19 protein-coding genes are annotated in these 25,323 nt (G+C 38.2%); 13 read left to right on the top strand and 6 right to left on the bottom strand.

Annotation, left to right across the window (positions count from 1 at the left end; translation table 11 throughout):
• Nucleotides 1-93: 93 nt before the first annotated feature.
• Nucleotides 94-1,830: an alpha/beta hydrolase family protein gene (locus tag H541_RS11225; RefSeq protein WP_052168239.1), complete on the bottom strand. Its 1,737-nt coding sequence runs from the start codon at nucleotides 1,828-1,830 to the stop codon at nucleotides 94-96.
• Complete coding sequence (locus H541_RS13360; RefSeq protein ID WP_026501537.1) at nucleotides 1,754-2,344, bottom strand: TolB-like translocation protein; 591 nt, start codon at nucleotides 2,342-2,344, stop codon at nucleotides 1,754-1,756. Before H541_RS13360 ends, H541_RS11225 begins: the two co-directional genes overlap by 77 nt.
• A gap of 351 nt (nucleotides 2,345-2,695) precedes the next feature.
• On the opposite strand from H541_RS13360, the gene clpB reads away from it, so the two are divergent.
• From clpB to H541_RS0101780, 11 genes are all read left to right on the top strand, one after another.
• Entirely contained in the window at nucleotides 2,696-5,317 is a 2,622-nt protein-coding gene (clpB, locus tag H541_RS0101830; RefSeq protein WP_022795652.1) for an ATP-dependent chaperone ClpB, read from the top strand.
• A gap of 332 nt (nucleotides 5,318-5,649) precedes the next feature.
• Complete coding sequence (adhE, locus tag H541_RS0101825) at nucleotides 5,650-8,376, top strand: bifunctional acetaldehyde-CoA/alcohol dehydrogenase (RefSeq protein WP_022795651.1); 2,727 nt, start codon at nucleotides 5,650-5,652, stop codon at nucleotides 8,374-8,376.
• 288 nt (nucleotides 8,377-8,664) lie between these two features.
• A complete protein-coding gene (locus tag H541_RS0101820; protein ID WP_022795650.1) occupies nucleotides 8,665-9,282 on the top strand; it encodes an NfeD family protein in 618 nt (205 codons plus the stop codon).
• 3 nt (nucleotides 9,283-9,285) lie between these two features.
• Nucleotides 9,286-10,284 carry a flotillin-like protein FloA gene (gene floA, locus H541_RS0101815; RefSeq protein WP_022795649.1) on the top strand — a complete coding sequence of 333 codons (999 nt, stop codon included), beginning with the start codon at nucleotides 9,286-9,288 and terminating at the stop codon, nucleotides 10,282-10,284.
• Entirely contained in the window at nucleotides 10,284-10,997 is a 714-nt protein-coding gene (locus tag H541_RS0101810) for a hypothetical protein (RefSeq protein WP_022795648.1), read from the top strand. Before floA ends, H541_RS0101810 begins: the two co-directional genes overlap by 1 nt.
• Nucleotides 10,998-11,067: 70 nt before the next feature.
• Nucleotides 11,068-12,213 (top strand): tRNA guanosine(34) transglycosylase Tgt, encoded by a 1,146-nt coding sequence (gene tgt, locus H541_RS0101805; protein ID WP_022795647.1) that lies wholly within the window; start codon nucleotides 11,068-11,070, stop codon nucleotides 12,211-12,213.
• Nucleotides 12,214-12,475: 262 nt separating this feature from the next.
• Complete coding sequence (gene yajC / locus H541_RS0101800) at nucleotides 12,476-12,886, top strand: preprotein translocase subunit YajC (RefSeq protein WP_022795646.1); 411 nt, start codon at nucleotides 12,476-12,478, stop codon at nucleotides 12,884-12,886.
• Nucleotides 12,873-13,172: a post-transcriptional regulator gene (locus H541_RS0101795; protein ID WP_022795645.1), complete on the top strand. Its 300-nt coding sequence runs from the start codon at nucleotides 12,873-12,875 to the stop codon at nucleotides 13,170-13,172. The genes yajC and H541_RS0101795 overlap by 14 nt, the downstream gene beginning before the upstream one ends.
• A gap of 99 nt (nucleotides 13,173-13,271) precedes the next feature.
• Nucleotides 13,272-14,390, top strand: a complete 1,119-nt coding sequence (dinB, locus tag H541_RS0101790) for a DNA polymerase IV (RefSeq protein WP_240470884.1) — start codon at nucleotides 13,272-13,274, stop codon at nucleotides 14,388-14,390.
• Nucleotides 14,391-14,500: 110 nt separating this feature from the next.
• Nucleotides 14,501-15,811, top strand: a complete 1,311-nt coding sequence (locus tag H541_RS0101785; protein ID WP_022795643.1) for a DRTGG domain-containing protein — start codon at nucleotides 14,501-14,503, stop codon at nucleotides 15,809-15,811.
• Nucleotides 15,812-15,828: 17 nt separating this feature from the next.
• Entirely contained in the window at nucleotides 15,829-16,794 is a 966-nt protein-coding gene (locus H541_RS0101780; RefSeq protein WP_022795642.1) for a DHH family phosphoesterase, read from the top strand.
• A gap of 172 nt (nucleotides 16,795-16,966) precedes the next feature.
• Here H541_RS0101780 and zwf read toward each other — a convergent pair whose 3' ends face one another.
• Entirely contained in the window at nucleotides 16,967-18,406 is a 1,440-nt protein-coding gene (gene zwf, locus H541_RS0101775; protein ID WP_022795641.1) for a glucose-6-phosphate dehydrogenase, read from the bottom strand.
• Nucleotides 18,407-18,628: 222 nt separating this feature from the next.
• Here zwf and H541_RS0101770 point away from each other — a divergent pair, with 222 nt between their 5' ends.
• Nucleotides 18,629-19,387 carry a DUF1189 family protein gene (locus tag H541_RS0101770; protein ID WP_022795640.1) on the top strand — a complete coding sequence of 253 codons (759 nt, stop codon included), beginning with the start codon at nucleotides 18,629-18,631 and terminating at the stop codon, nucleotides 19,385-19,387.
• Between the two features lie 316 nt (nucleotides 19,388-19,703).
• On the opposite strand, the gene H541_RS0101765 is transcribed toward H541_RS0101770, so the two are convergent.
• Nucleotides 19,704-20,999, bottom strand: a complete 1,296-nt coding sequence (locus tag H541_RS0101765; RefSeq protein WP_022795639.1) for a DEAD/DEAH box helicase — start codon at nucleotides 20,997-20,999, stop codon at nucleotides 19,704-19,706.
• Between the two features lie 308 nt (nucleotides 21,000-21,307).
• On the opposite strand from H541_RS0101765, the gene H541_RS0101760 reads away from it, so the two are divergent.
• Nucleotides 21,308-23,389, top strand: coding sequence for a peptidoglycan D,D-transpeptidase FtsI family protein (locus H541_RS0101760; protein WP_022795638.1), 2,082 nt, complete (start codon nucleotides 21,308-21,310; stop codon nucleotides 23,387-23,389).
• 226 nt (nucleotides 23,390-23,615) lie between these two features.
• On the opposite strand, the gene H541_RS0101755 is transcribed toward H541_RS0101760, so the two are convergent.
• Entirely contained in the window at nucleotides 23,616-24,602 is a 987-nt protein-coding gene (locus H541_RS0101755) for a polyprenyl synthetase family protein (RefSeq protein WP_022795637.1), read from the bottom strand.
• A gap of 25 nt (nucleotides 24,603-24,627) precedes the next feature.
• Nucleotides 24,628-25,197, bottom strand: a complete 570-nt coding sequence (locus H541_RS0101750; RefSeq protein ID WP_022795636.1) for a Gx transporter family protein — start codon at nucleotides 25,195-25,197, stop codon at nucleotides 24,628-24,630.
• Nucleotides 25,198-25,323: the final 126 nt, after the last annotated feature.

Here is a 25,323-nt window from a genome sequence, read left to right as displayed (position 1 = left end):
TTCGTAAATAAGTCATCCTCTCTCGAAAATTTAAGTGCGTATTTTCGGATAGACTTCCTTATTTCTCAAAGCTGACCACTCCATGAACAACCTCTATTTCTGCAACCATTCTATTATTTCATGGAAGCGTTCTACGCGCAGGTTTGGTAAGCCGTTTCGCGATAGTCCGTGACTCGATTGTGGAAAGGTAATCAATTCTGTTTCAACATTATGTCTTTTTAATGAGGTAAAGAATTGTTCTCCTTGTTCTATAGGGCAACGGTAGTCGTTTAAGCTATGCATGACTAATGTTGGTGTCTTAATGTTTGCTACGTATTTGATAGGCGACATCCGATAGAGTTCTTCATAATCCTCTAAGTCATGTTGTAGTTGGTATTCAACAAAGAAGGAACCAACGTCACTGGTACCATAAAAGCTGATCCAATTAGAGATACTACGTTGGGTAATTGCACGTTTGAATCGATTTGTATGACCAACAATCCAGTTAGTCATAAAGCCGCCATAGCTTCCTCCCATCACATGTAGCTCATTCTGATTAATTTCAGGATGCTTCTCAAGGACTGCATCAACACCTAGCATCAAGTCTTCGTAATCTTTATGACCGTAATCGCCAAGAATTGCCTTTACAAACTCTTGACCGTAACTATTACCACCTCGTGGATTTAAAAGTATGACACCATACCCTTTTTGGGCTAGCGATTGCATTTCATGGAAGTAACTTTCCCCATAATTAACTTGTGGTCCACCATGGATATATAAGATGGCGGGGTGTTTTGTCTGCTTGTCATCACTCTCATCACTCTCATTAGTCTCTTCAGTAGTAGATAAGGTAACTGGTGGGAGGTACCATCCTTCTATAGACCAGTCATCAGCACCTGAGTAATGGAAATGTTCTGAATGGCTCAATAATTGATGTTCTAACACTGTTTCATTAGGATCAAATACTGTTACTAAACGAGTTGGATCGCCACGGTAGTGTTTTAATTGAGATGGCGTCGTTTGGTTCGAATAGGTGTAATCAATTTGAAGTGTCTTATTAGCACTGTGAATTTTATGAGTCTTATCAGTTTTATCAGCAGTATCAGCAGTATCTGTAGTATCAGAATTACCATCGACTAGTTGAGCTGAAAAGCCAGTGATATGTCCATGATCATTGATAACCATCTCATTTTTGCCTTCTAAGTTCCCCAGGTACAGGTTAACTAACCCAGTTTCACTCGTAGTATAAATAAAGTGACTGTCATCGATAAAGGTAACGACTTTACCATCAGTTTGTTGCTGAAAATCAGTTGCCACAGTATCAACGACTTCTTTATCAGAATCCGTGAGTGGTGTTAATTCTTTTGTCTCTAGGTGATAGCGGTATATCCGATTTAGAGAAACAAATTGGTACTTGAAATCATTTCCGACTAACAGGATATCATCCTCACTGTCATTGATATCGCCAAAAGCAAAACTTCCTTTAGGGAGACTAGTAGTCAAGCTAGTTTTCTTTTTATCCTTTGTATTGTAGTAGTAAACTGTATTTCCAAAAGACGTTTCATCATCCGGATCTAGGTCATCGCCAAGCAAAAAGAAGCTTTCGTCATGAGAAGCATAATCGAGTGAAAATGACGATTCTTGAGAGTAAAGCGTTTCTATTTGAAGGTGATTGTCTCTATCGGACTGAAATACCAATTGTGTTTCAGTTGGTAAGGTGATTTTTTTGATAAAGTAATCATGTTCTTGTGGTAATACCCCAACACCATCAATCTTATAAAGTAGTTTTTGATAGCGATTTAAGTGTGGAAAATCTGCAGAAGTTGTGGGGGGCTCTTTTTTTTGAGTCATTTTTATGGTCAGAACTATCGTTTGAGCTAGTAGCACTAGTAACTTTTTTAGTGATTGTTGAGGTGCTAGAGCACTCTTTTGACTGTCCATCGTTTCTTTTACTGGAACAAGTGATGTAAAAGCTGTTGCTATCGCTACCCCAAAGAAAACTTGAAACGCCTTCGTCTAATGCTGTGATGATTTGGTTGTGTCCACCGTTCAAGCTGATAACTGCCAATTGAGCCTGTCCATTTTTACTGGCTGTTGTCAGGTAGGCTAATTTTCTTTTATTAGGACTTAATTGAATAGCCGTATTCAGTTTCTCAGCTGCACTCAGTGGGGTGATCTCTTGGGTGAGCTTGTTGATGGCAATAACTTGACTGTCATAACTATTGTTCTCTTTATTAGGTCTTGATGCCACCACGATTGTTTTTGCCCCAATTGTTATAGGCTGGCTCAGAGAAGTCAATTTATATAGTGTTTGGTAGTCATAGGGTTCTACCGTCTGTTTAGCTACTGTATTTTTGGTTACCATATTGTTTCCTCCTAAAGGCTTATAATAGTATTATTGTAACGCAATCCCGTTGATTTATTTAGCAATAGATGCTAGTGACATGTAAAATGAGATCATGATGACGATTAGTAATAATCAAAAGCGAGTAAGGATGAGTATCTAGTAACAAGAAGTCAAAATAATTGACCTTTACTGACTAAATGGTATAATAGCGTTGTAGAGCGATTTAGCTCGATGCTTTTTGGCTAATAAGTGCGTTTGATCATGATATTACACCTTAACCAAAAGCAAAAAATCTTTAAAAATTTGAAGAAAATTATTTAATGTGTCTAAAAATATCATAAAACATAGACATTAAAGGAGTGACCATTAGTGAATATCGAAAAAATGACAACGACCTTGCAACAAGCTTTGGGAGATGCTCAACAGATTGCCGTTACAAGGCATCATCAATCCATCGCTATTCCACATTTGTGGAAGATATTTTTGCAACCTGATCATTTTGCGCATCATATCTATCAGAAAGCAACGGATGATATCTCGGGCTTAACGAGTGTTGTCGACCAGTTACTTGATGAGATATCGGTAGTGGAAGGAACAAGTGTTCAATATGGACAATCGATGGACCAAGGTCTGTATCAATTGTTTAATGATGCTGAGCAAATCAGAATTCAGTTTGAGGATGAGTATATTGCAACAGAGACTGTGCTTCTTGCACTATATAAGCAAAAGAATCATCCTATTATCAAATGGTTAACCCAACATGGGGTAACTGAAAAGGTATTAAAGAAAATTATCGAAGAAGTAAGAGGGGGTGAACGCGTCATGTCACAAAATCAAGAAGAACAATATGAAGCGTTATCCAAATATGCCATCAATTTAAATGAGCAAGTTAAAACAGGAAAACAAGATCCAGTTATTGGTCGTGATGATGAAATCCGTGATGTTATCCGTATTTTATCTCGTAAAACTAAAAACAATCCGGTTTTGATTGGGGAACCAGGTGTTGGTAAGACCGCCATTGTAGAAGGTCTCGCACAACGTATCGTTCGTCGAGATGTACCTGAAAACCTAAAAGGAAAGCAAGTATTTTCACTAGATATGGGGTCATTGATTGCTGGAGCCAAGTATCGTGGGGAATTTGAAGAAAGACTCAAAGGCGTCTTGAAAGAAGTCAAAAAGAGCGAAGGTAACATTCTTCTCTTTATCGATGAAATCCACACAATCGTTGGTGCTGGTAAGACAGAAGGTTCGATGGATGCCGGTAACATTCTAAAACCAATGTTGGCCCGTGGTGAATTGCACTGTATAGGTGCTACAACGCTTGATGAATACCGCGAATACATGGAAAAAGATAAAGCGTTAGAACGTCGTTTCCAAAAAGTGCTCGTCAAAGAACCAACTGTAGAGGATACTATCAGTATTCTGAGAGGGTTGAAAGAACGTTTTGAAATCCACCACAGTGTGAATATTCAAGATAATGCGTTGGTGGCTGCAGCAGTATTGAGCGACCGGTATATTACAGATCGTTTCTTGCCAGATAAGGCTATTGATTTGATCGATGAGGCCTGTGCAACTATTCGGGTTGAAATGAATTCTATGCCAACAGAATTGGATCAAGTGACCCGTCGTTTAATGCAGTTAGAGATTGAAGAAGCAGCTCTTAAAAAAGAAGAGGACGAAGGCTCCAAGAAACGTCTTGTTGCATTACAAGAAGAGCTTGCTGATTTAAGAGAAGAAGCTAATAAGCTTAAAATGCAATGGGAAAGTGAAAAAGAAGAAGTTGAAAGTATTCGCTCAAAACGTGAAGAACTCGATAAATCAAGACATGCTTTGGAGGATGCTGAAAGCAATTATGACCTTGAAAAGGCAGCAGAATTGCGTCACGGCACGATTCCACGTTTGGAAAGAGAATTAAAACACTTGTCTGATGAAATGACCGCCCACCATTCCAATGCGGAGAGGTTGGTCGAAGAGTCAGTTACAGATGACGAGATTGCCCGTGTTGTAGGACGTTTGACCGGTATACCAGTAACACGTTTGCTTGAAGGAGAACGTGCTAAGTTACTCCATTTGGCTGCTGATCTCCATCATCGTGTGATTGGACAAAACGAAGCAGTTGAAAAGGTTAGTGATGCTGTATTAAGGTCGAGAGCAGGACTTCAAGATCCTAATCGTCCTATTGGATCATTTCTATTCCTAGGACCAACTGGTGTTGGTAAAACAGAATTAGCAAAGGCCTTAGCTGAAAATCTATTTGATGATGAAAGCCACATGGTTCGTATCGATATGAGTGAATATATGGAAAAATTCTCAGTGTCACGGTTAGTGGGATCACCTCCTGGATATGTTGGTTACGAAGAAGGTGGCCAATTGACTGAGGCTGTTCGTCGTAACCCTTATACGATCGTTTTATTAGATGAAATCGAAAAGGCTCATCCAGATGTTTTCAATATTTTATTACAAGTATTAGATGATGGTCGTTTAACTGATTCCAAAGGTCGAGTAGTTGACTTTAAGAATACCGTCTTGATCATGACTAGTAATTTAGGGTCTCAACTATTACTAGAAGGGCAAGACAAGGACGGTCACATAACTGATAAAGCAAGAAACGAAGTTAGTCAATTATTGAAGCAAACGTTTAAACCTGAATTTTTGAACCGTATCGATGATACAATATTCTTCTCACCACTTACTAAAGAAGATATTCGTGGCATTGTTGCTAAGATGACGAGTCAACTGGCACAACGCTTGGAAAATCAAGACATTGTATTGAAGTTCTCTGATGAGTTGTATGATTGGGTAGCAGAGAATGCATTTGACCCTGTCTATGGGGCACGTCCAATTTCTCGGTATATTACACGTGAGATTGAAACACCGCTTGCAAAAGCAATCATCAAAGGGGATGTTATACCGACAGAAACAGTCTTAGCGACTGTGAAAGATGGTCATGTCGCTTTTGAGACGACTGAGCAACATACAACAAATATATGATAAAATCTTTTTAAGAAGTCCGAAGTCATTCGGGCTTCTTTTTTGTGCAGAAAAACAAGTGTCTGAACAGTTATAAAGACAAAATTCCCACAATAATGTGAAATAATAATCAATATAAAGAACGTGTGTTTGTGAAAATAATGTAATGGCTAACATTACTGATAATATGCATTAATTGTTAGTGTGAAGATGAAACTATATCACATGCTATGAAAAGGAATAACTTATTTTTACGGAATAATAGTGAAAAAAATACTTTACAAACCCTTGATAATCCTATATAGTGAAATTATTAACAAAGAAGGTTTTTTACTTTATCAGGGGGGATAAATATGGTAAAAGAAACAAGTAAAGCGTCTGTTGCTACTGCCACAAAAAAAGAATCAAAAAAGACAGTTGAGGTTAAAAAGGATTCAATTGATGATGTGTCACCAATGATTAATAAATTGGTCGAAAGAGGATTAGTTGCCCTCGATCAAATGATGTCACTTGATCAAAAAGATGTTGACTATATTGTAGGTAAAGCGTCTGTTGCGGCATTAGATCAACATGGTGTTTTGGCACAACATGCGGTTAAGGAAACTGGTAGAGGAGTCTTTGAAGATAAAGCTACCAAGAATCTATTCGCTTGTGAGCATGTGGTCAATAACATGCGTCATACTAAAACAGTGGGAATTATAGAAGATAACGATGTTGAAGGATTGACTTTGATTGCTGAACCAGTCGGCGTTATTTGTGGGATTACCCCAACAACTAATCCAACGTCAACCGCTATTTTTAAATCGTTGATTTCATTGAAGACTAGAAATCCAATCATTTTTGCTTTCCACCCAGCAGCTCAAGAGTCATCAGCACATGCCGCACGAATCGTCAGAGATGCTGCAGTTGCCGCTGGTGCTCCAGAAAACTGTATTCAATGGATCGATAAACCAAGTATTGCTGCTACTAATGCATTGATGAACCATCCTGGGATTGCGACTATTCTAGCAACTGGTGGGAATGCGATGGTTCGCGCCGCCTACTCTTGTGGCAAACCGGCACTTGGTGTTGGAGCTGGGAATGTGCCTGCTTACATCGAAAAAACAGCAGATATCAAGCAAGCAGCACACGACATTATCATGAGTAAATCATTTGATAATGGGATGGTCTGTGCTTCCGAACAAGCGATTATAGTGGATAGTGATATATATGATGATGTCGTTACTGAACTCAAATCATACCACGCTTACTTTGTAACTGAAGAAGAAAAGAAAAAACTTGAAAAATTCTGCTTTGGAGTGGAAGGTTACACTGATACTGTTGATGATGCCAAACTAAACCCGACTATTGTGGGTAAGGATGCAAGTTGGATTGCGGAACAAGCTGGGTTTACAGTGCCAAAGGAAACGAATATTTTAATTGCAAGTTGCTCGGAAGTTGGTCCAAAAGAACCATTGACGCGCGAAAAGTTATCGCCAGTTCTTGCTATTCTTAAATCAGATGGTCAAGAAGACGGTATCAAATTAGCAAGTCAAATGGTAGAGTTTAATGGCCTTGGACACTCGGCAGCCATCCATACGAAAGATGAAGCATTGGTTAAACGATTTGGTGATACAGTGAAAGCCATCCGAATTATTTGGAATTCACCCTCAACATTCGGTGGTATTGGTGATGTTTACAATGCCTTTTTACCATCGTTGACTCTAGGCTGTGGCTCATATGGGCATAATTCTGTCGGAGATAATGTGAGCGCTGTGAATCTCTTAAATATCAAAAAGGTAGGACGGAGACGTAATAATATGCAATGGTTCAAAGTACCATCAAAGATTTATTTTGAACGTGATAGCATCCAGTATTTAAAAACAATGAAAGGCCTCAAAAGGGTTATGATCGTCACCGATGAGGCAATGGTCAATCTAGGATTCTTTGAACGAATCGTTTCTCAACTGGATCAACGTGAAGAAGGCGTAACTTATCAGACTTTCACAGATGTTGAACCTGATCCAGACATCTCAACTGTAAGACGTGGAGCGGAAATGATGAAGTCGTTTAAACCAGATACAATCATCGCACTAGGTGGCGGTTCCGTTATGGATGCAGCAAAATTGATGTGGTTGTTCTATGAGCAACCAGAAGTTGATTTTAGAGATTTAGTCCAAAAGTTCATGGATATTCGTAAGAGAGCTTTCCGATTCCCAGAATTAGGGAAGAAGGCGAAGTATGTTGGAATTCCAACAACCTCTGGTACTGGATCTGAAGTCACACCATTCGCGGTCATCTCGGATAAAAAGAATAACCGTAAATATCCGCTTGCGGATTACTCATTGACACCAACCATTGCGATCGTAGATCCTGCTCTGGTTATGACAGTTCCAAAGGTTGTTACAGCAGATACAGGGATGGATGTTCTTACGCATGCAGTTGAGGCTTATACATCAACGCTTGCCAATGATTATACGGATGGATTAGCATTACAAGCAATTAAATTGGTGTTTGAGAATCTAGAAAAATCAACTAACGATCCTGATTTTGAATCGAGAGAGAAAATGCATAATGCATCTACGATGGCCGGGATGGCTTTTGCCAATGCATTCTTAGGTATGTCACATTCAATGGCACATAAGGTTGGTGGTTTCTTCCACACTGTTCATGGTAGAACCAACGCGATTCTCTTGCCATATGTTATTCGCTACAATGGCACAAAACCAAGTAAGACGAGCACATGGCCAAAATATAACTATTACAAAGCTGATGTGAAATTCCAAGAAATCGCCAGAATGTTGGGATTAAAAGCAGATACGCCTGAAGAAGCAGTTAAATCTTTTGCACAAGCAGTTTATGATCTAGGTGTTAAAGTTGGCATAGAAATGAATATTGCAGCTCAAGGTGTTGATCAAAAAGATTGGGAAAATGCGATAGAAGAAATTGCCTATCTGGCTTATGAAGATCAATGTTCACCAGCTAATCCTCGGTTACCACTTGTAAAGGATATGAAAGCTATTCTATCAGATGCTTACTACGGCTACAATGAAAAGCGTGAAAGCGTTGAAACGCAACAAAAAGTAACGGTTAAAAACTAACTATCACTTAAATACTAATTGTAATTAGACCAAACCTTAGTCTCTTTCCCCGGACTAAAGTTTGGTTGTTTTTTTAAGTTTTTCAAGTCTTTCTTTTGTTCGGTTGATCCTATTTGTTATAATTGGTAAAAGGGATTACTGATTTGTTATAATTGGTAAAAGGGATTACTGATAGCTTCTAGGTAATTACTTAAAACAAGCTTGTTTGAAGCTAGAAACAGGCTAGATAATGGTAGAAGTGCAGATAAATAGAAGGATAAAAGTACTGAAGGAAAGGAAGTGATAAAAGTGGGCTATTTGCTAATGCTAATAGGATGCAGTGGCTTAGTCGTACAATTTTTCTTCAATAAAAAATTAGTGGCTATTCTTTTGATGGCAATAGGATTTGGATCCTACATCACGATTTACAGCCATGAGACCAATGTGACAATTGGCATTTTGTTGCTGATTTTAGCTGCTGTATTGGTCGTTATTGAATTGATCGTTCCCGATTTTGGCTTGATTGGTATTACGGGTGGTTTGAGCTTGGTTGCAGCATTTTTATTTGGCCAACAAGATTTGGTACCACCTTTAATTCATTTTATTGTGGCAGTGATCGTTTCTGTTGCTATTGGTTTTTGGCTGATAAAAAATGGACATCCATTACAACTAAGTCATCATTTCGTCTTGGACACGGCTTTAGATAAGTCACGAGGGTTCCAAAGTATCAAAAGTATTGATAATGTTATTGGACTTACCGGTGTGACAAAAACGATTTTGAGGCCTACGGGAAAAGTTTATTTTGAAGCGCTGAACCAAACAATCGATTGTTTGAGTGATGGACCAGTTATAAAAGCAGGCGTTCCAGTCGTTGTTTCCCGTATTTCCAGTGGAACTATTATCGTTACAGTTTTAGAGGAGGAGTAGTGAATGAATACAGATAACGCACCCTTTAATATTATTGCGCTAGGATTACTTGTCGTCATTATTGCAGTTATTTTGATTATATTCTTTCGTTTTGTACCCATAGGACTTTGGATTACGGCACATTTTTCTGGTGTAAAAGTTCCTGTGACCACTTTGGTTGGTATGCGATTGAGGCGTGTTGCACCTCAAAAGATTATTCAACCACTGATCAAGGCTACGAAAGCTGGCCTTGTGTTAGATATCAATGAATTAGAAGCCCATTTTTTGGCCGGTGGGGATGTCAATATGGTGATTGATGCCTTGATAGCGGCACAAAGGGCTAATATCGATCTAGAGTTTGAACAGGCTGCTGCCATCGATTTAGCGGGGCGGAATGTGTTTGAAGCTGTTCAGGTCAGTGTTAATCCAAAAGTTATCCAAACGCCACTGATTTCTGGTGTGGCTATGGATGGTATCGAAGTACAGGCTAAAGCAAAAGTGACAGTGAGAGCCAACATTGAACGTTTAGTTGGTGGTGCTGGTGAAGAAACAATCATTGCTCGGGTTGGTGAAGGTATCGTTACGACGGTTGGGTCTGCTCAAAAACATAAGAGTGTCTTAGAAAATCCAGATTCTATTTCTCAAACGATCCTTAATAAAGGTTTAGACTCTGGGACTGCTTTTGAGATTCTATCGATCGATATAGCGGATGTTGATATTGGTCGTAATATAGGTGCTAAATTACAAGCCGATCAAGCAGAAGCCGACACAAAAATTGCGCAAGCAAAAGCAGAAGAACGGCGTAGTCTGGCCGTTGCTCAGGAACAAGAAATGATCGCAGAAGTTCAACGGATGAGAGCGAAAGTTGTTGAGGCAGAATCTCAAGTCCCATTAGCAATCGCTGAAGCGCTAAAATCAGGAAATTTAGGGGCGTTGGATTACTACAAACTAGAAAATCTTGAATCAGACACCAAAATGAGAAATTCTATTTCCGGGGAAGATTTGAAGGAAAGTGATCGCTAATGGGAACCCTTATTTCCATTGTGTTATATGTATTGATTGGGGCCGTAGTCATCAAAAATTCAATAGCTAAGTCCAGAGATAGACATCATTCGCTGTTTGATAATGAGCAATCAGATAAAAACGGATCCTTAAAGGTCACTTCTTTGGCCAATGAGAAAGAAGAGGAACCTAAGTTTGCAACTAGTCGTGTTGAACAAAAGCGGAATAGGCAAAAAAAGATGGTTAAACCGTCACAAAACAAGACTAAGCACCGCACTGATCACCATAAGGTAGAAGCGAAAAGTCGATTATTTGCTGAACCAAATGGGGTTGAAACAAAGGGGATCCCGAACAGTAAGAAAGAAATCATAAAGGATGTCAACGCTATTCTTGCTTCTTTTCGCCAATTCGACTGGGATAACATTAAACTTTCGGTCATTGAAAAGGAACAAATTAGAGCAATTGATCACTCATTGAAGGAAGAAACAGTCGATTATCGTGCTTTAAAATCTCAAGTTGATCGATTAGCTCATAAAATGAGAACGGATCACCCAGAGGTGACGACCGCCTTAACAGAAACTACTCAAACAAGTGGAATTAAAGCATCTCGTTACCCAAAGCGAGCTGCTTCGGTTACCAAGCATGTCACTAAAGAAAAAAGGCTAGCGCTAACCGGGATGAAGCGAGCAGTCATTCTAGGAGAAATCATAGACAAACCTGTTAGCCTAAGGTAATATAGAGTGTGAGTAAAACTGTTGGAGATTACCTCCAACAGTTTTTTTAGGGAAAGGAACGATCAATCGAATGTCTAATAAACCGATTAGCTATACTTTGACAAAAACAGACAAGCAAACTGGGGCACGTTTAGGTGAATTGCACACGCCTCATGGTACTTTTCAAACACCAATGTTTATGCCTGTGGGGACACAAGCCACGGTTAAGGCTGTTTCACCAGAAGAATTAAAACAAATGGGAGCAGGAGTGATTTTAAGCAATACCTACCACTTATGGTTAAGACCTGGTCCTGATATTGTTGCCGAGGCGGGCGGTTTGCATCGCTTTATGAATTGGGATCAAGGTATCTTGACTGATTCAGGTGGCTATCAAGTTTTTTCTTTAAGTGACAATCGTCATATTGTAGAAGAAGGAGTCCATTTTAGGAACCATCTCAATGGCTCAAAAATGTTTTTGTCTCCTGAAAAGGCAATAGAAATTCAAACAAAACTTGGCGCAGACATAATTATGAGTCTTGATGAATGCCCACCATTTGATGAAACTCACGACTATATGGCAAAGTCAATTGCACGAACCACTCGCTGGGCTGAAAGAGGGTTGATTGCTCATGGGGACAATCCTAAACAAGGCTTATTTGGAATCCTACAAGGTGGTGGCTATAAAGACCTTCGCATACAGCATGCACATGACATGCTATCTTTGGATTTTTCAGGTTATTCAATTGGAGGCTTATCGGTTGGAGAGCCTAAAGAAAAAATGTATGAGGTTCTCAACTACTTGACACCTCTCATGCCATCACATAAACCTAGGTATCTTATGGGAGTGGGGTCTCCAGATGCCTTGATTGAAGGCGTCATCAATGGTATCGATATGTTTGACTGTGTTCTGCCAACAAGAATAGCCAGAAATGGGACTTGTATGACATCTTCAGGAAGACTAGTGGTTAAAAATGCTAAATATGAACGTGATTTTGCCCCAATTGATGCTGAGTGCGATTGTTATACATGTAAAAACTATAGTAGAGCTTATGTTAGACATTTGTTTAAGGCAGATGAAACATTTGGACTCCGTCTTACAACCATCCATAATTTGCACTTTTTATTGCATTTGATGGAACAAATCAGGGAAGCAATTAAAAATGATTGCCTCTTAGATTTCAAAGAAGAATTTTACGAGAAATATGGCTTAAATGCCGAAAATGCCAAGAATTTTTAACTGATTCAAGTCAAGATTTATGGTACACTTATAGAGCATGGCATGCTGTAATTATAAGACATTTATCCACTCATGGTAATCTAGATATTCTTTTTTTTGTATAGATATTTCATTGGGATATTTCAGTTGGATATCTTAGTAACGTCTCGGTTACATCGCAACAAGTTATTGATAAGAAAGCGATAAGAGAACAACGGGAGCTACACCATGTATTGTTAATGACAGCTATGCTAGTAACAAAAACGGTGAGGAGATTAGACTTATGGATAGTAATATTTTAATAACGGTTTTAATGTATGGTGGGATCTTTTTTGTCTTTTATTGGTTTGTGATTCGCAAACAAAAGAAAAAAGCCACTGAAGCTAGAGATATGTTGTCAAGTATGGGTGTTGGCGACAAAGTGATGACAATTGGTGGCTTACACGGAGTGATCGATGAAGTCAATGAGAAAACCGTCGTGTTAGATTGTGAAGGAATTTTTCTGACGTTTGAAAGAAATGCCATCCGTCAAATTATTGAAAAAGCTTCTCTAACACCAACTGAAGATGATAATAATGAAACTAATACATTGACCGAAGATGACGTCGAAGCAGATGTCGAAGAGGTCGTTGAACCGGTTGAAGAATCGGGAGATGAATCAGCCTTACAGGATGATTCCCATGAAAGAGACTGATAATGTAACACCTGAACAATTAAGTCACTTGTATCCAGAACTTAAAAACTGGGCAATCACTAAAGCAAGTCAATTTAATCATGACGGTTATAGTTCGGTATCAGCAGACTTGATCTTACAATATCTGAGCTTTTGTTGGCGCAGGCAGATGCCTATCGGTTATTTAGAACGCGCAGTATTCGTGAATAATATCAAAGAAACAGATTTATTTGATTTTGTGGCATTGAATTACCAAGTGTTCAACGTACCAGATCTTGGGGATCAAGATTTTAAAGAATTATTGTAACAATATTTAGTTCTTTTCTAGCTAAAATCTAACTACTATCGGAGTGATACTTAAAAGTCGGAACATTTTCCGGCTTTTTTGTTATAACAAAAGGGGGGAATGGAATTGTATCGCTATGGTATTATGCGTTTTGATGATCCTTATAATGATACTACGCGAAAAATCGTTCATATTGACATGGATGCTTTTTTTGCATCTATAGAAGTCCGAGATGATCCATCACTAAAGCATAAGCCTGTTATAATTTCCAAGCACCCTAAGGATACGAATGGTAAGGGTATTGTAGCTACCTGTAATTACGTTGCTAGACAATATGGTATTCATTCAGCTATGAGTTCAAAAGAAGCATATGAACGGTGTCCAAAGGCAGTCTTTGTTCCAGGACGAATGTCTTATTATAGAGCAGTTAGTCAAGAGGTCAGGGAGCATTTTAAAGCAGTTACCGATTTAGTCGAAGCTGTTTCGGTCGATGAAGCTTATCTTGATGTCACAGAGAATAAAATAACGGAAAAAAGTGCTATAAAGGTAGCGCGGATTGTCCAGCAAAATATTTGGAATGATCTAAAACTAACGTGTTCTGCAGGAGTCTCTTATAACAAATTTATCGCCAAGTTAAGTAGTGACTATAAAAAGCCTGCAGGCCTAACGGTGGTAACACCAGAGAATGCCCATCGATTTTTAATGGCGTTACCTATAGAAAAATACCATGGGGTAGGAGCAAAATCTGCTGAGAAGTTTAAGGCTATGAATGTTTTTACAGGGGAGGATCTTTATAATCTTTCATTTGAAACACTGGTTGATGTATTTGGAAAACAGGGGAGTTCACTTTATTTCAAAGTTAGAGGTATAGATAATAGACCTGTAACTCCTATTAGGGAGAGAAAATCTATTGGAAAAGAACGAACTTATGGGGCTCTTTTATACGATATCAACTCTTGCTATCAAGAAATCAACCAGATGGTTCAGCAAATAGCAGAGGAATTAAAGAGTAGACATACCTTTCCAAAAGTATTAACTTTAAAAATTAGGTATAAAGATTTCACCACTAAAACATTTAGAATGAGCCTTATAGCGGGCAGTAAAACGGCAACAGAGCTCTATATGGTAGCTAAACAATTGTTGGATGATTACTGTGATACGACTATGGGAGTGCGATTATTAGGTGTTAGTGTGTCGATGACACGAACACTTCCTAAAAGATCTGAGCCATTGCTGTGATTTAATGTCTAAGAGATTGGAGATTGAAACGATGGATTTCATTGCTATTGTAACAGATATTCATTAGAATAATAGTACAGTTCAATGTAAAACTTGAAGGAGTTAAAAAGATGTCAAAACACCAACAATTATTAGACTATATTGCTTCACTTCCGGTGGGAGAAAAAATATCTGTTCGATCTGTAGCACGTCAAATGAATATGAGTGATGGCACAGCATATCGTGCTATCAAACAAGCTGAAGAGGATGGCTTAGTATCGACAATTGAACGTGTTGGCACGATTAGGATTGAAAAAAAGGCTAATGAACGTTTTGAGCATTTGACTTTTCGGGAAATCGCAAACATTATTGATGGCGATATTCTGGGAGGCGGAGCAGGAGTTGACCAATCCCTAGGCAGATTTATTATCGGTGCGATGACTATCAGTGCGATGATACGGTATTTTTCTAAAGATGCTATCTTAATCATTGGGAATCGGAAAGAGGCTCAGCTTGAGGCATTAAAACATGATGTAGCTGTTTTGGTGACTGGTGGGTTTGGGGTAGATCAAGATTTGATTGATTTAGCGAATGAGAAGAAACTTCCTGTCATTAGTACGACTTATGATACCTTTACGGTTGCTTCAATTCTAAATAAAGCAATGACCAATCAATTGATCAAAAAGAAAGTGATGAAAGTATCAGACATCTTTATTCCAATCGAACACACAGCTTATTTAAATGATACTGGTACCGTCAATGATTATCAGGCATTAAGTAGGGCAACGGGTCATTCACGTTTTCCAGTTATTCACCATGATGGTCGATTGATTGGGGTTATTACAGCAAAGGATACCGTCAATAAACCAGATAAAATGTTACTTGAACGTTTAGTGACTAAAAATGCCTCATACACTGGTTTGAATAGTTCTGTTGCAAGTGTGGCGCATACTATGATTTGGAATAGCCTAGAATTAGTTCCGGTTGTCACAGATGATTTGAGACTCTTGGGGATACTTACACGAGAAGATGTCATGAAGGCTATGCAACTGGCACAGCGACAACCTCAAACAGTTGATACGATTGAAGACCAAGTAGCAGAGTTTTTGTCGACAGAGACAACAGATAATAATGACATAAAGTTTATTTATCAAGTAAATCCTCAAATGACAAATAAAATGGGAACGATTTCTTTTGGAGTTCTCTGTGAAGTGGTATCACTTGCAGTTAGAGAATATGTGCATCAGGTTCATAGTGCGGATATCGTGATCGATGATCTTCATTTGCATTATTTCAAGATGGTTCAGATTGATTCAGAGGTAAAGATCACGATGACTGAGCTGAATGAATCACGCAAATCTTTAAAGATAGATGCGGTGGCGACAGTAGGGAACGTCATCTATGCGAAGTCATATGTTAGTTGCCAATTGATTGCTAGATAGACAGAATGGAGAAAGAAATGACTAAAGATCTATTTGAAGACATTATCAAAAAAATTGAATCATATGATGTTATTATTATTCATCGACATGTTAGGCCAGACCCAGATGCTATTGGCTCGCAAGGTGGTTTGGCAGAGATGATTCGATGTGGTTTTCCGCAAAAAACGGTGTATACGGTAGGAGAAGTCCCTGACAGTCTGTCCTTTTTAGGTGTTCGTAAGGATGAAATAACACGTGCTCACTTTCAACAAGCTCTCGTGATTGTTTTAGATACTGCAAATCAACCCCGTATAGATGATCAACGGTATAGCTTGGCGGAAAGCATTATAAAAATAGATCATCACCCCGATAATGATCAATATGGCGATATTTCATGGGTAGAAGATACAGCGAGTAGTACCAGTGAAATGATAGTGTCATTGAGTGAAGCAAGCAATGGTAAGTTACCGTTGAATGAAAAATCCGCCAGTCTGCTATATAGTGGAATTGTTGGAGATACGGGACGTTTCTTATATGATGCCACTAAGGAATGTACATTTCTTGCTGCAGCTAAGTTAGTTGCAACAGGTGCTAATATTGCCAAAATTGGGAGAGAGCTTGATCAAATTCCACTGAACGTCAGCCGTTTAATGGGATGGGCTTACGAACATTTAGACATTACTCCAGAAGGGTTAGGGACTATAACGTTAACTGATTCTATATTTAGACGGTTTAAAGTCAGTGAAGATGAGACGAGTCAAGTAGTGCCAATGATAGGTAGAATCGACTCTATACGCGTCTGGGTTGTTTTTGTTGATCAACGTGATGGAACTTACCGTTGCCGTATCCGTTCTAAAGGAGTAGTCATCAATAAAATTGCAGAAAAGTATAATGGAGGAGGACACCTATTAGCTAGCGGTGCTAAGGTGGATACGAGTGAGGAAAGAAAAGGACTCGTAACTGATTTATTAGAGTTGCTGAAACAGCATCCTGATAGAGGTTAGAACAATCTTTTTCACTTGTATTTTCTGTTAAAGTGTAAAAAACATTTTTTAACATATGTCAATATATGTCATAGGTCATATAAAAGAGAAAAAATCGATTGGATCAGCGACCCAATCGATTTTTTCTCTTTTTATCTTGATAATACCTTTTATCAGTTAAGTTAGTCATAAGTTAGTCACAGTTATACCAATGGCGACCATCGTTTGTGAGTAAGGCATCACTTTCTGTTGGACCAAAAGTGCCTGGTAAATACTCAGATGGGGTAGAACTATCTTTTTCCCAAGCAGACTGTATAGCATCTACAAAACGCCAAGTAGCTTCTAAATCTGGCATCGTTGTAAAATTGACATCATTGTTATTCAAGCACTCTTCTATTAAACGTTCATATGCTTCAGGTGTGTAGTCCTTTAGCTTGTAAGCCTCTGTGGTTAATGGGATTGATGTGAAAGTTGGCTTTTCCTGACTGATGTTGTCTTTCATATTGAAGTTTAATGTTAAGGCTTCACTTGGATCAACTTCGATCAAAAGGTAATTTGGTTGAGCGTCATCAAATAACTGATGTGAGGGTGTCGATTTGAATTGGATATAGATAGTCGAATTCTTACAGTGCATTTTTTTACCAGTTCGAAGATAAAATGGCACATTAGCCCATCTATGTGAGTTCAAAAACGTTTTGATGGCAATAAATGTTTCTGTTGTTGACGCTGGGTCGACTTGATCTTCTGAACGATAGCCTGAATATTGACCTGTGACGACTTGGGTCTCAACTTCTTGTTTAGTCAACGGTTTTAACCCGTCGAAAGCAGCTTGTTTTGATGCTTTGATCTCCGCCATGGAATAGTCTTTTGGAATGTCCATAGAAACGATAGCTAACAGCTGTAATAAGTGATTTTGGACCATATCTCTTAAAGCACCACTTTGGTCATAATAACCACCACGCGTTCCAATGCCGACGCTTTCAGATAGGGTAATTTGAATGTGATCAATGAAATCACTATTCCAAACGCTCTCTAGCAGTGGATTGGCTAGGCGAATAGGTAGCAAATCTTGAACCATAGCTTTACCTAAGTAATGGTCGATGCGAAAAATCTCTTTCTCATCAAAATAAGTTGTCAATGTCTCAGATAATTCTTTGGCGGAAAGGAGATCTTTCCCAAACGGCTTTTCAATAATCACTCTTGTGTATCCAGAAACGTCTTTAAAGTGATGTTCAACGAGTTGACGAGCTATTTCGCTAAACCAGCTTGGAGACATTGCTAAGTAAAATAAACGATTGCCTGAGATGTTATATTTTTGATCAAGTTCATCTGTCAGACGATGTAACACATGATAATGAGAACTGTCAGTGACGTCATGTGAAAGGTAATAAAAATGACTTGCAAACTCCTTTTTTAGTCGATCATCTTCACTTAAGGAATCAATTGATTCGCATACGACTTCTCTAATTTTTTCATCGTTCCATGGCCTTCTGGCGGTACCAATAACTGCGAAATGGTCCTGTAAGTTGTGACGTTTGTATAATTTGAATAAAGCGGGAAATAGTTTTCTGTCAGCTAAATCCCCTGTTGCTCCAAATAAAGTAATAAGTACCTTTTGTTCAGTTGTAGCCACGTCAAAACGCTCCTTTGATCACATTTGATTTTCCATATAAGTTTAGCTTAAAATATGTCTACTGTCTATTATGGAAATTGTTGCCTCTTCTTTTTAGTATACTATTTGGAGTACAATAAGCGAAGAATGAGGAGAATTATTAAAGTCTTTTTTGGTGTAGTAATTATAGATTGCACCTTCTTAAAAAGTATCATACACTTAAGAGAAGAAGGGAACGGGATCATGCTGAATCTAATTAAAGTCCTATTATTTGAACCTCAAAAATTAAATATAACGTTGCGGATGAAGGAACCAACTTACCGCAAAATATTTTTTTTGTTAGCTTTTATTTCGATGTTACCACTAGTCTTTGATGGTTGGTTGTTATTAAAACAATTTGGAACAGACCTTAGACAACTAGAAACGGCAGTTCCAGCTTTTGAATTGAACGATGATTCAGAACTTACCTTATTAGATGGGGAAAAACCTTTTGTATTTTACTCTGACACTTTTGTTCTGACGGTAACGGACCAGAGTAAACCACCAGTGACGAATTCTTCTTCTGGGCTATTAACAGTAAATATGACAAGACATCATATGCAAATAGCCGGGATGGATACAACCATGTTACTAGATTATCAAGAGATCAGTCCACTGAATACGGAAGTATTACAGCAATTTATAAAAACAACGGTTCAATTACGGTATGTTTATTTCTTCTTCTATATGGCGATACTGTATCTCTTTTGTTGTTTGATGATGCTTGTTATACAATGGTTCTATCGTATTTTGGTGATGATTGTAGCTACCTCAATGGGGATTATGATAGCTCCAAATGCGTTTAGAAGGTTAACTAGTGTGTTAAGCATCATGCCAGTGTGCGTCATGGCCATTTTAGAAAGCACCCATTTTTCGACATCTTCTAGTGTTTTTATAGGAGCTGCTTTGATACTGTATTTAACTTATAGAACATTTAAGATCACCAAAAGAAATGTATCTTAAAGTTTACAATAGAGTTTATCATAGCTTGTATCTCGGCTAGTACTCTAGCGTATATTCTTGTGCTTTAGCTAATTTTATAGTAGCTACCATTACTTATACTATTATCTTGGCTATAAGTTATAGTTACTGTTTGAAAAGATTTTGGTGAATGAAGAGGGCGTATGTAACCAACTAATATGTCACGACTAATATGTCACCACTAAAATAGTACAAATATATAAATATGGGGCTACGACAATCCAGTATGTCGTAGCCCTTCAATATGTTCCTACCTTTTAAAAATAATGATAAACGTGATGACTCAGTGGTTAATTAGTTATTTAGAAGGTCTATTTTGGCGTTTCTCTTTTTTGATTTGTTCCTTGATTTTACGTTTATAGCCAGGTTTTATAGTTTTCTTTTTCTTTTTGATAAACCCTCGAGTTTGTGTACCGATTTCATCAGTAGTAGCTCTTTTTCGTCGCTCTCTTTTATGCCGTGTATCAACCGATACTAGTTGACCATTCCTTAAAGTGACTTCCTCAAAACTAATTCCTCTTTTTTCAAGAGCTGAAATAGCGGGTTCAAGGTCAGGATGGTAAAAAGTTATGGCTGTGCCTTCGACGCCCTGTCTTCCAGTTCTACCGACCCGGTGGATGAAAAACTCTAATTCTCTAGGAACATCTAAATTGATAACCTCAGAAACTCCTGGGATATCAATACCACGAGCCGCGAGATCTGTGGCGACGACGTATTGAAATTCTAATTGTTTAACGCGATTCATAGTTCTACGTCGTTCTCTTGCGGGAATATCGCCATGAATCTTGGCAACGGTAAGACCTCTCTCCGTTAGGGCCTTATGCACATCATCGACACGTTGCTTGGTGTTTGCAAATATCAAGACTAGGTATGGATTACCTAGTGTCAAGAGATCATACAAGAGTGCTGTCTCGTTTTGAGATCGTATATTGATTAAGTAATTAGTCACTGTATCTGAAATTAGATTCTCTGTATTGACTTTTATGATATCAGGGTGTGCCATATATCTATTTAGAAATACCATCAGCTGTTGAGGTAAAGTTGCACTGAACGCGTACATTTTCAGATCTGTTGAAAGCCGCGTAGCAATATCGTCCACCAATTTTAAAAAGCCCATGTCGAGTGTCATATCAGCTTCGTCTACCACAAAATACGAAACAGATTGAGTGAGTAAAGCGTTCTCCTTCATCAAGTCATATATTCGACCAGGTGTTCCAATGACTAGGTGAGGCTGCGTCTTCATCAGGTGGTTAATCTGTTTAGCCTTATCAGTCCCACCAATGGCTAGGGTTGCTTTGATATCAGGTAGGTATTTCAATAAATCTTTCGCCATAGCAAAAAGTTGTGTTGCCAATTCACGGCTTGGGGATGTGATTATGACCTGAGTAACTGGTTCACTAGCATTGATGTGATTGATCAAAGGAATCAAAAAACTATGACTTTTTCCAGTTCCCGTTTTTGATTGACCAATAACACTTTCGTTGTTATGTATTTTGGGAATAACCATTTCTTGTATTGGAGTCATTTCATAGAAATCAAGATCACTGATTGCATGTTGTAACTCTGGTAATAAGTTTAATGCTTTAAAATTCATCATATCGTTCCTTTCAGTATATCTCTCAGTATAGCATAGAAAAGGTGACTGTATTGTAACTTTATTTTGTAGTGTTAGTTCATAGTATTATTGCTATCTGAAGTTAACATCTGGAGAAAAATAGCTAGAGAAAATAGCTAGAGAAAATAGCTGAAGTTATTTCTAAAATAATCAGTAAGCAGATATCTGGAGTGAGTGAGATTTAATTTTTCGATAAAGAAAAAACTTCTTATCACATCCAATAGTATTTTTTGGTATACTGTATACTACGAGGAAACAGAAGATAAAAGAGGTAGAGTATTTCCATTATGAATCCAAAAGATAAAAAAGCGTCACATATTCCATTTAGATTGAACCTGCTCTTTGTAATCGTATTTCTGTCGTTTTCGATCTTAATCATTCGTCTGAGTTACTTGCAGATCGTCAAAGGCTCCGAATTCGATGCTCTAGTAAAGAGAACAGAAACTACCACAACATCTTTATCCGTTCCAAGAGGATTGATATATGATAGTTTGGGAAATGTCTTGGTTGGAAACCAAGCCAAAAAATCAATCACTTATACTAGGTTAACTGACCAATCACCATCAGAGATGATTGATATAGCGACACAACTAAGCAAGTTTGTAACAATTGATACCGACAATGTCACAGAAAGGGATCGCAAAGATTTCTGGGCTGCTTCAAATCCCAATGAATTAGCTAAGAGGACACCAAAAAGTGCAAAGTCATTAACAGGTGGAGATTTGTATGAAAAGCAGTTAGAAACGATTAAGGAAGAAGATATCGGTTATGGCGGGACCAATCTTATTGCTGTGGCTATCTTTAAAAAAATGAATCAGGCATCTGCCCTTGCCACTGTAACTATCAAAAATGATGGTGTAACTGAGGAAGAAGTCGCGGTCGTTAATGAGCATTTAGCGCAGATGAGTGGTATCTCAGTCGCAACAGATTGGGATCGCGAATATCCTCAAGATGATTTACTGCGTAGTATTTTTGGGAATGTTACGAATGAGCAAACTGGTCTCCCAGAAGATCGTGTGAAAGAATTATTGAGTAAAGGTTATTCCTTAAACGACCGGATCGGAAGTAGTTATCTCGAGAAACAATATGAGGATGTTTTAGCTGGAACGAAACGGCAAGTTAAAAGCACGACAAATACGGCAAATGAAGTAGTGACAACTGAGGAAGTTTATGAAGGTAAGAAAGGCGACAACTTGTTGTTAACCATCAATTCCGATTTTCAACGACAAGTTGAGCAAATAGCTACAAATGCTTTGAAAGAATTAAAAAGTCCGTTTGCCGATAGAGTCTATATAACAGCTATGAATCCTAAAAATGGTGATGTCTATGCCATGGTCGGTAAGAAAAAAGGTTTTGAGGATGGTAGGTTAACAAATGAAATCACTGATGATGCTTTAGGGACTGCTAATACCAGTTATGGAATGGGTTCTGCTATCAAGGCAGCGACTGTGTTAGCGGGATATATGGACAATGTGATTACTCTAGATGATAACACGATGGTTGATGAGCCTCTCCAATTTCAAGGGTCACAACCAAAGAGCTCTATATTTAACCGTAACGGATCAATCGAACTAAACGACTTAACTGCCCTGGAAAGATCTTCAAATGTTTATATGATGAAACTAGCCATGAGAATGGGCGGGCAAAACACCTATAAAAAAGGTGGAACCTTGAATATAGATCCAGTTGTGTTTGATAAATTGAGAGGGTATTACGCTCAGTTTGGTTTGGGAGTCAGAACTGGTATAGATCTTCCTAATGAATCTGTTGGTTACCAAGGACAATCGCGGGAAACATTCTATGCTTTGGACTTTGCTTATGGACAATATGATCTCTATACTCCGTTGCAAATCACCCAATACATGGCAACAATCGCCAATGACGGGGTTCGTGTCTCACCACGTTTAGTGAAAGCTATTCGAGGAACTAGCGAGGACGGCGGTTTAGGTGGCATTCAAACAGCTATCCAACCAAATGTGATGAATCACATCGGAGCTACACAAGATCAGATTGAACGGGTCCAAGCAGGACTACATCTCGTGACCCACGGGAGTCAAGGGACTGCTAGAGGCGATTTTAGTAATTTTAATCATGATGTTGCGGGTAAGACAGGTACTGCAGAAGCATTCTATGATGGCCCATTAGAAGAACATAAAGGCGATTCTGTAATCAACTCAACATTTGTAGGATATGCCCCATATGATGATCCAGAATTTGTGATTTCAGTAGTAATTCCTTATCAAAGCGAAGACACAAGTATCGAAACATTGGCACAGTCGGTTGCTTATGAAGTGTTTGATTTGTATTATAATAAGGATTGGACCGAAAAGACGGACAACAGTGAGACGGATACAAATACAAATGAGTAACACCAATAGACGTGAACAGTCAATGGACATTTATCACTAGATTATAAGTGATAGAAATGAATAGAAGTGACTAATAAAGAAAAGAGGAGGTCGTGATAACAGAATCACGACCTCCTCTTTTGTATGGTTAGAAATGCTACATTATAAATGACATAATTAGATAAATGACATAATTAGATAAATGACATAAACCAGATAAATGACATAAACTAGGACTGTTATTTCCTCAATTTTTTCGATACAAAATTTGCTTTGTAATCTTAGATAGAGTTTCCCTTGTATGAAGAGCATCGTTTGGTAAATGGGAGATTTGCTTTAAGGCTATCTCAGTATAAGAACTTGCCATCTGTTGTGCCTTTTTAACACCACCAAGTTGATGAACAAGACCTAACAGTTCTTGAGCTTCTATATCAGTCAATTTATCTTTTTGGTGTAATAACGCTAAAAGCCGCTCATCGCCACTTTCCATAGCATATATTAAAGGAAGGGAGTAGATTCCTTGTTTCACATCAGCTAGAACTGGTTTTCCAATAGTTGAACTAGTTTGTGTATAATCTAAAATATCATCCACCATTTGAAAAGCAATACCGATATTCTTCCCAATGTCACGGGATTTTTCAGCAAAACGGAGACTTGTACCGCTTTCATAGGAGCCGATGAAACAGCTAAGTGAAAAGAGTTCAGCTGTTTTGCCCGTAATGGTAGCAAGGTAATCGTTGATTGTAATATCTAGATTATAGTGCTCTTTCATTTGATTAAGCTCACCCAAAAGAATTTTTTCCATGCTAATCGAGTTTAACTGCAAACTCTTCATAGAACTAGCATATTTAGACATTAGTTTAAAACAGACCACGAAAAGATAATCGCCAGCATAAACCGCAGTGACATTATCAAATTGTTCACTAATTGTTGGTTTCTTTCGCCTAGTACTTGCTTGATCAACTATATCGTCATGAATGAGAGTAGCAGTATGGAGCATTTCGATAGCAGCAGCTATCGATATTGCCTTTTTGCGATCATTATCATGACCATAGCGAGACAATAACAATTGATAAGCAGGACGTAATAATTTGCCTCCAGCACCAATCAAGTCTAACAAAACTGGTTGAACGGGATTATCTTGTAAGTTTATCGAGTCTTTCATGAGTTGATGGACTTGGATCAACTCTGGAGCTAAATCTTTATAGTCGCGCCACATTGGATGTAAGTCCATATTTTTCTCCTTTAATAAATAATAATCAATTATTTCTTAGAAATTTTGCTGAAGCGGCGTGTTGCTGTTCTACTGTGTAAGCTTCCCTAAATTCTTTTAAGGTTGAGACCCGTTGTAATAAAAAGTTTGCAGCAATGCCAATAGCAATACCGGATAAGATGCCAATTAGAGATAACATTGGTAAATAGAGCATGACGGTCCATGTTTTTGCAATCACAGCTGCTGTTAATAATTGGCCAACATTATGGAAGAAACCACCTGCTGCACTGATACCAATAATACTCACACGCTTTGGCCCTAAGCTCTTCACCAGGAGCATGGCAAAATAGCTAAGCATAGCACCACTCATACTATAAAGGAATGTTGATAATGTTCCCCCTAAGAGTGTCGTCAGAATCAAACGTAACCATACTAAAAAGAAGCTTTGCTTTTTAGGCATTGTGAAAATAGCTATCATCGTGATTAAATTGGCAAGTCCTAATTTTGCGCCTGGAGCGACAGCAAATGGAAAGGGAATCATATTTTCAAACAGACCAATCACGACACCTTGTGCAACTAATAATGAAATAAAAATGAGTTTTCTATTACGGTTCATTAGTGAAACGATCAAGAAAATGATCGTTCGTTTCACTCCTATCTATTAACAACTGAGTTAATGATTGCTCTAATCGTGCAACACTAAACGTGTTCATTTTATGTAAGACTTTATTGGTTAATAATA

The sequence above is a fragment of the Bavariicoccus seileri WCC 4188 genome, assembly GCF_000421665.1.
Lineage (GTDB): Bacteria > Bacillota > Bacilli > Lactobacillales > Aerococcaceae > Bavariicoccus > Bavariicoccus seileri.
Note: the sequence above shows the minus strand (reverse complement) of the source record. Positions and strands in the feature narration are given on the sequence as shown.

Coding starts and splice junctions, on each gene's coding strand:
- H541_RS11225 (WP_052168239.1), bottom strand. CDS start 1,830: ATGACTCAAAAAAAAGAGCCCCCCACAACTTCTGCAGATTTTCCACAC.
- H541_RS13360 (WP_026501537.1), bottom strand. CDS start 2,344: ATGGTAACCAAAAATACAGTAGCTAAACAGACGGTAGAACCCTATGAC.
- adhE (WP_022795651.1), top strand. CDS start 5,650: ATGGTAAAAGAAACAAGTAAAGCGTCTGTTGCTACTGCCACAAAAAAA.
- floA (WP_022795649.1), top strand. CDS start 9,286: ATGAATACAGATAACGCACCCTTTAATATTATTGCGCTAGGATTACTT.
- H541_RS0101810 (WP_022795648.1), top strand. CDS start 10,284: ATGGGAACCCTTATTTCCATTGTGTTATATGTATTGATTGGGGCCGTA.
- tgt (WP_022795647.1), top strand. CDS start 11,068: ATGTCTAATAAACCGATTAGCTATACTTTGACAAAAACAGACAAGCAA.
- yajC (WP_022795646.1), top strand. CDS start 12,476: ATGGATAGTAATATTTTAATAACGGTTTTAATGTATGGTGGGATCTTT.
- H541_RS0101795 (WP_022795645.1), top strand. CDS start 12,873: ATGAAAGAGACTGATAATGTAACACCTGAACAATTAAGTCACTTGTAT.
- dinB (WP_240470884.1), top strand. CDS start 13,272: ATGGAATTGTATCGCTATGGTATTATGCGTTTTGATGATCCTTATAAT.
- H541_RS0101785 (WP_022795643.1), top strand. CDS start 14,501: ATGTCAAAACACCAACAATTATTAGACTATATTGCTTCACTTCCGGTG.
- H541_RS0101780 (WP_022795642.1), top strand. CDS start 15,829: ATGACTAAAGATCTATTTGAAGACATTATCAAAAAAATTGAATCATAT.
- H541_RS0101770 (WP_022795640.1), top strand. CDS start 18,629: ATGCTGAATCTAATTAAAGTCCTATTATTTGAACCTCAAAAATTAAAT.
- H541_RS0101765 (WP_022795639.1), bottom strand. CDS start 20,999: ATGAATTTTAAAGCATTAAACTTATTACCAGAGTTACAACATGCAATC.
- H541_RS0101760 (WP_022795638.1), top strand. CDS start 21,308: ATGAATCCAAAAGATAAAAAAGCGTCACATATTCCATTTAGATTGAAC.
- H541_RS0101755 (WP_022795637.1), bottom strand. CDS start 24,602: ATGGACTTACATCCAATGTGGCGCGACTATAAAGATTTAGCTCCAGAG.
- H541_RS0101750 (WP_022795636.1), bottom strand. CDS start 25,197: ATGAACCGTAATAGAAAACTCATTTTTATTTCATTATTAGTTGCACAA.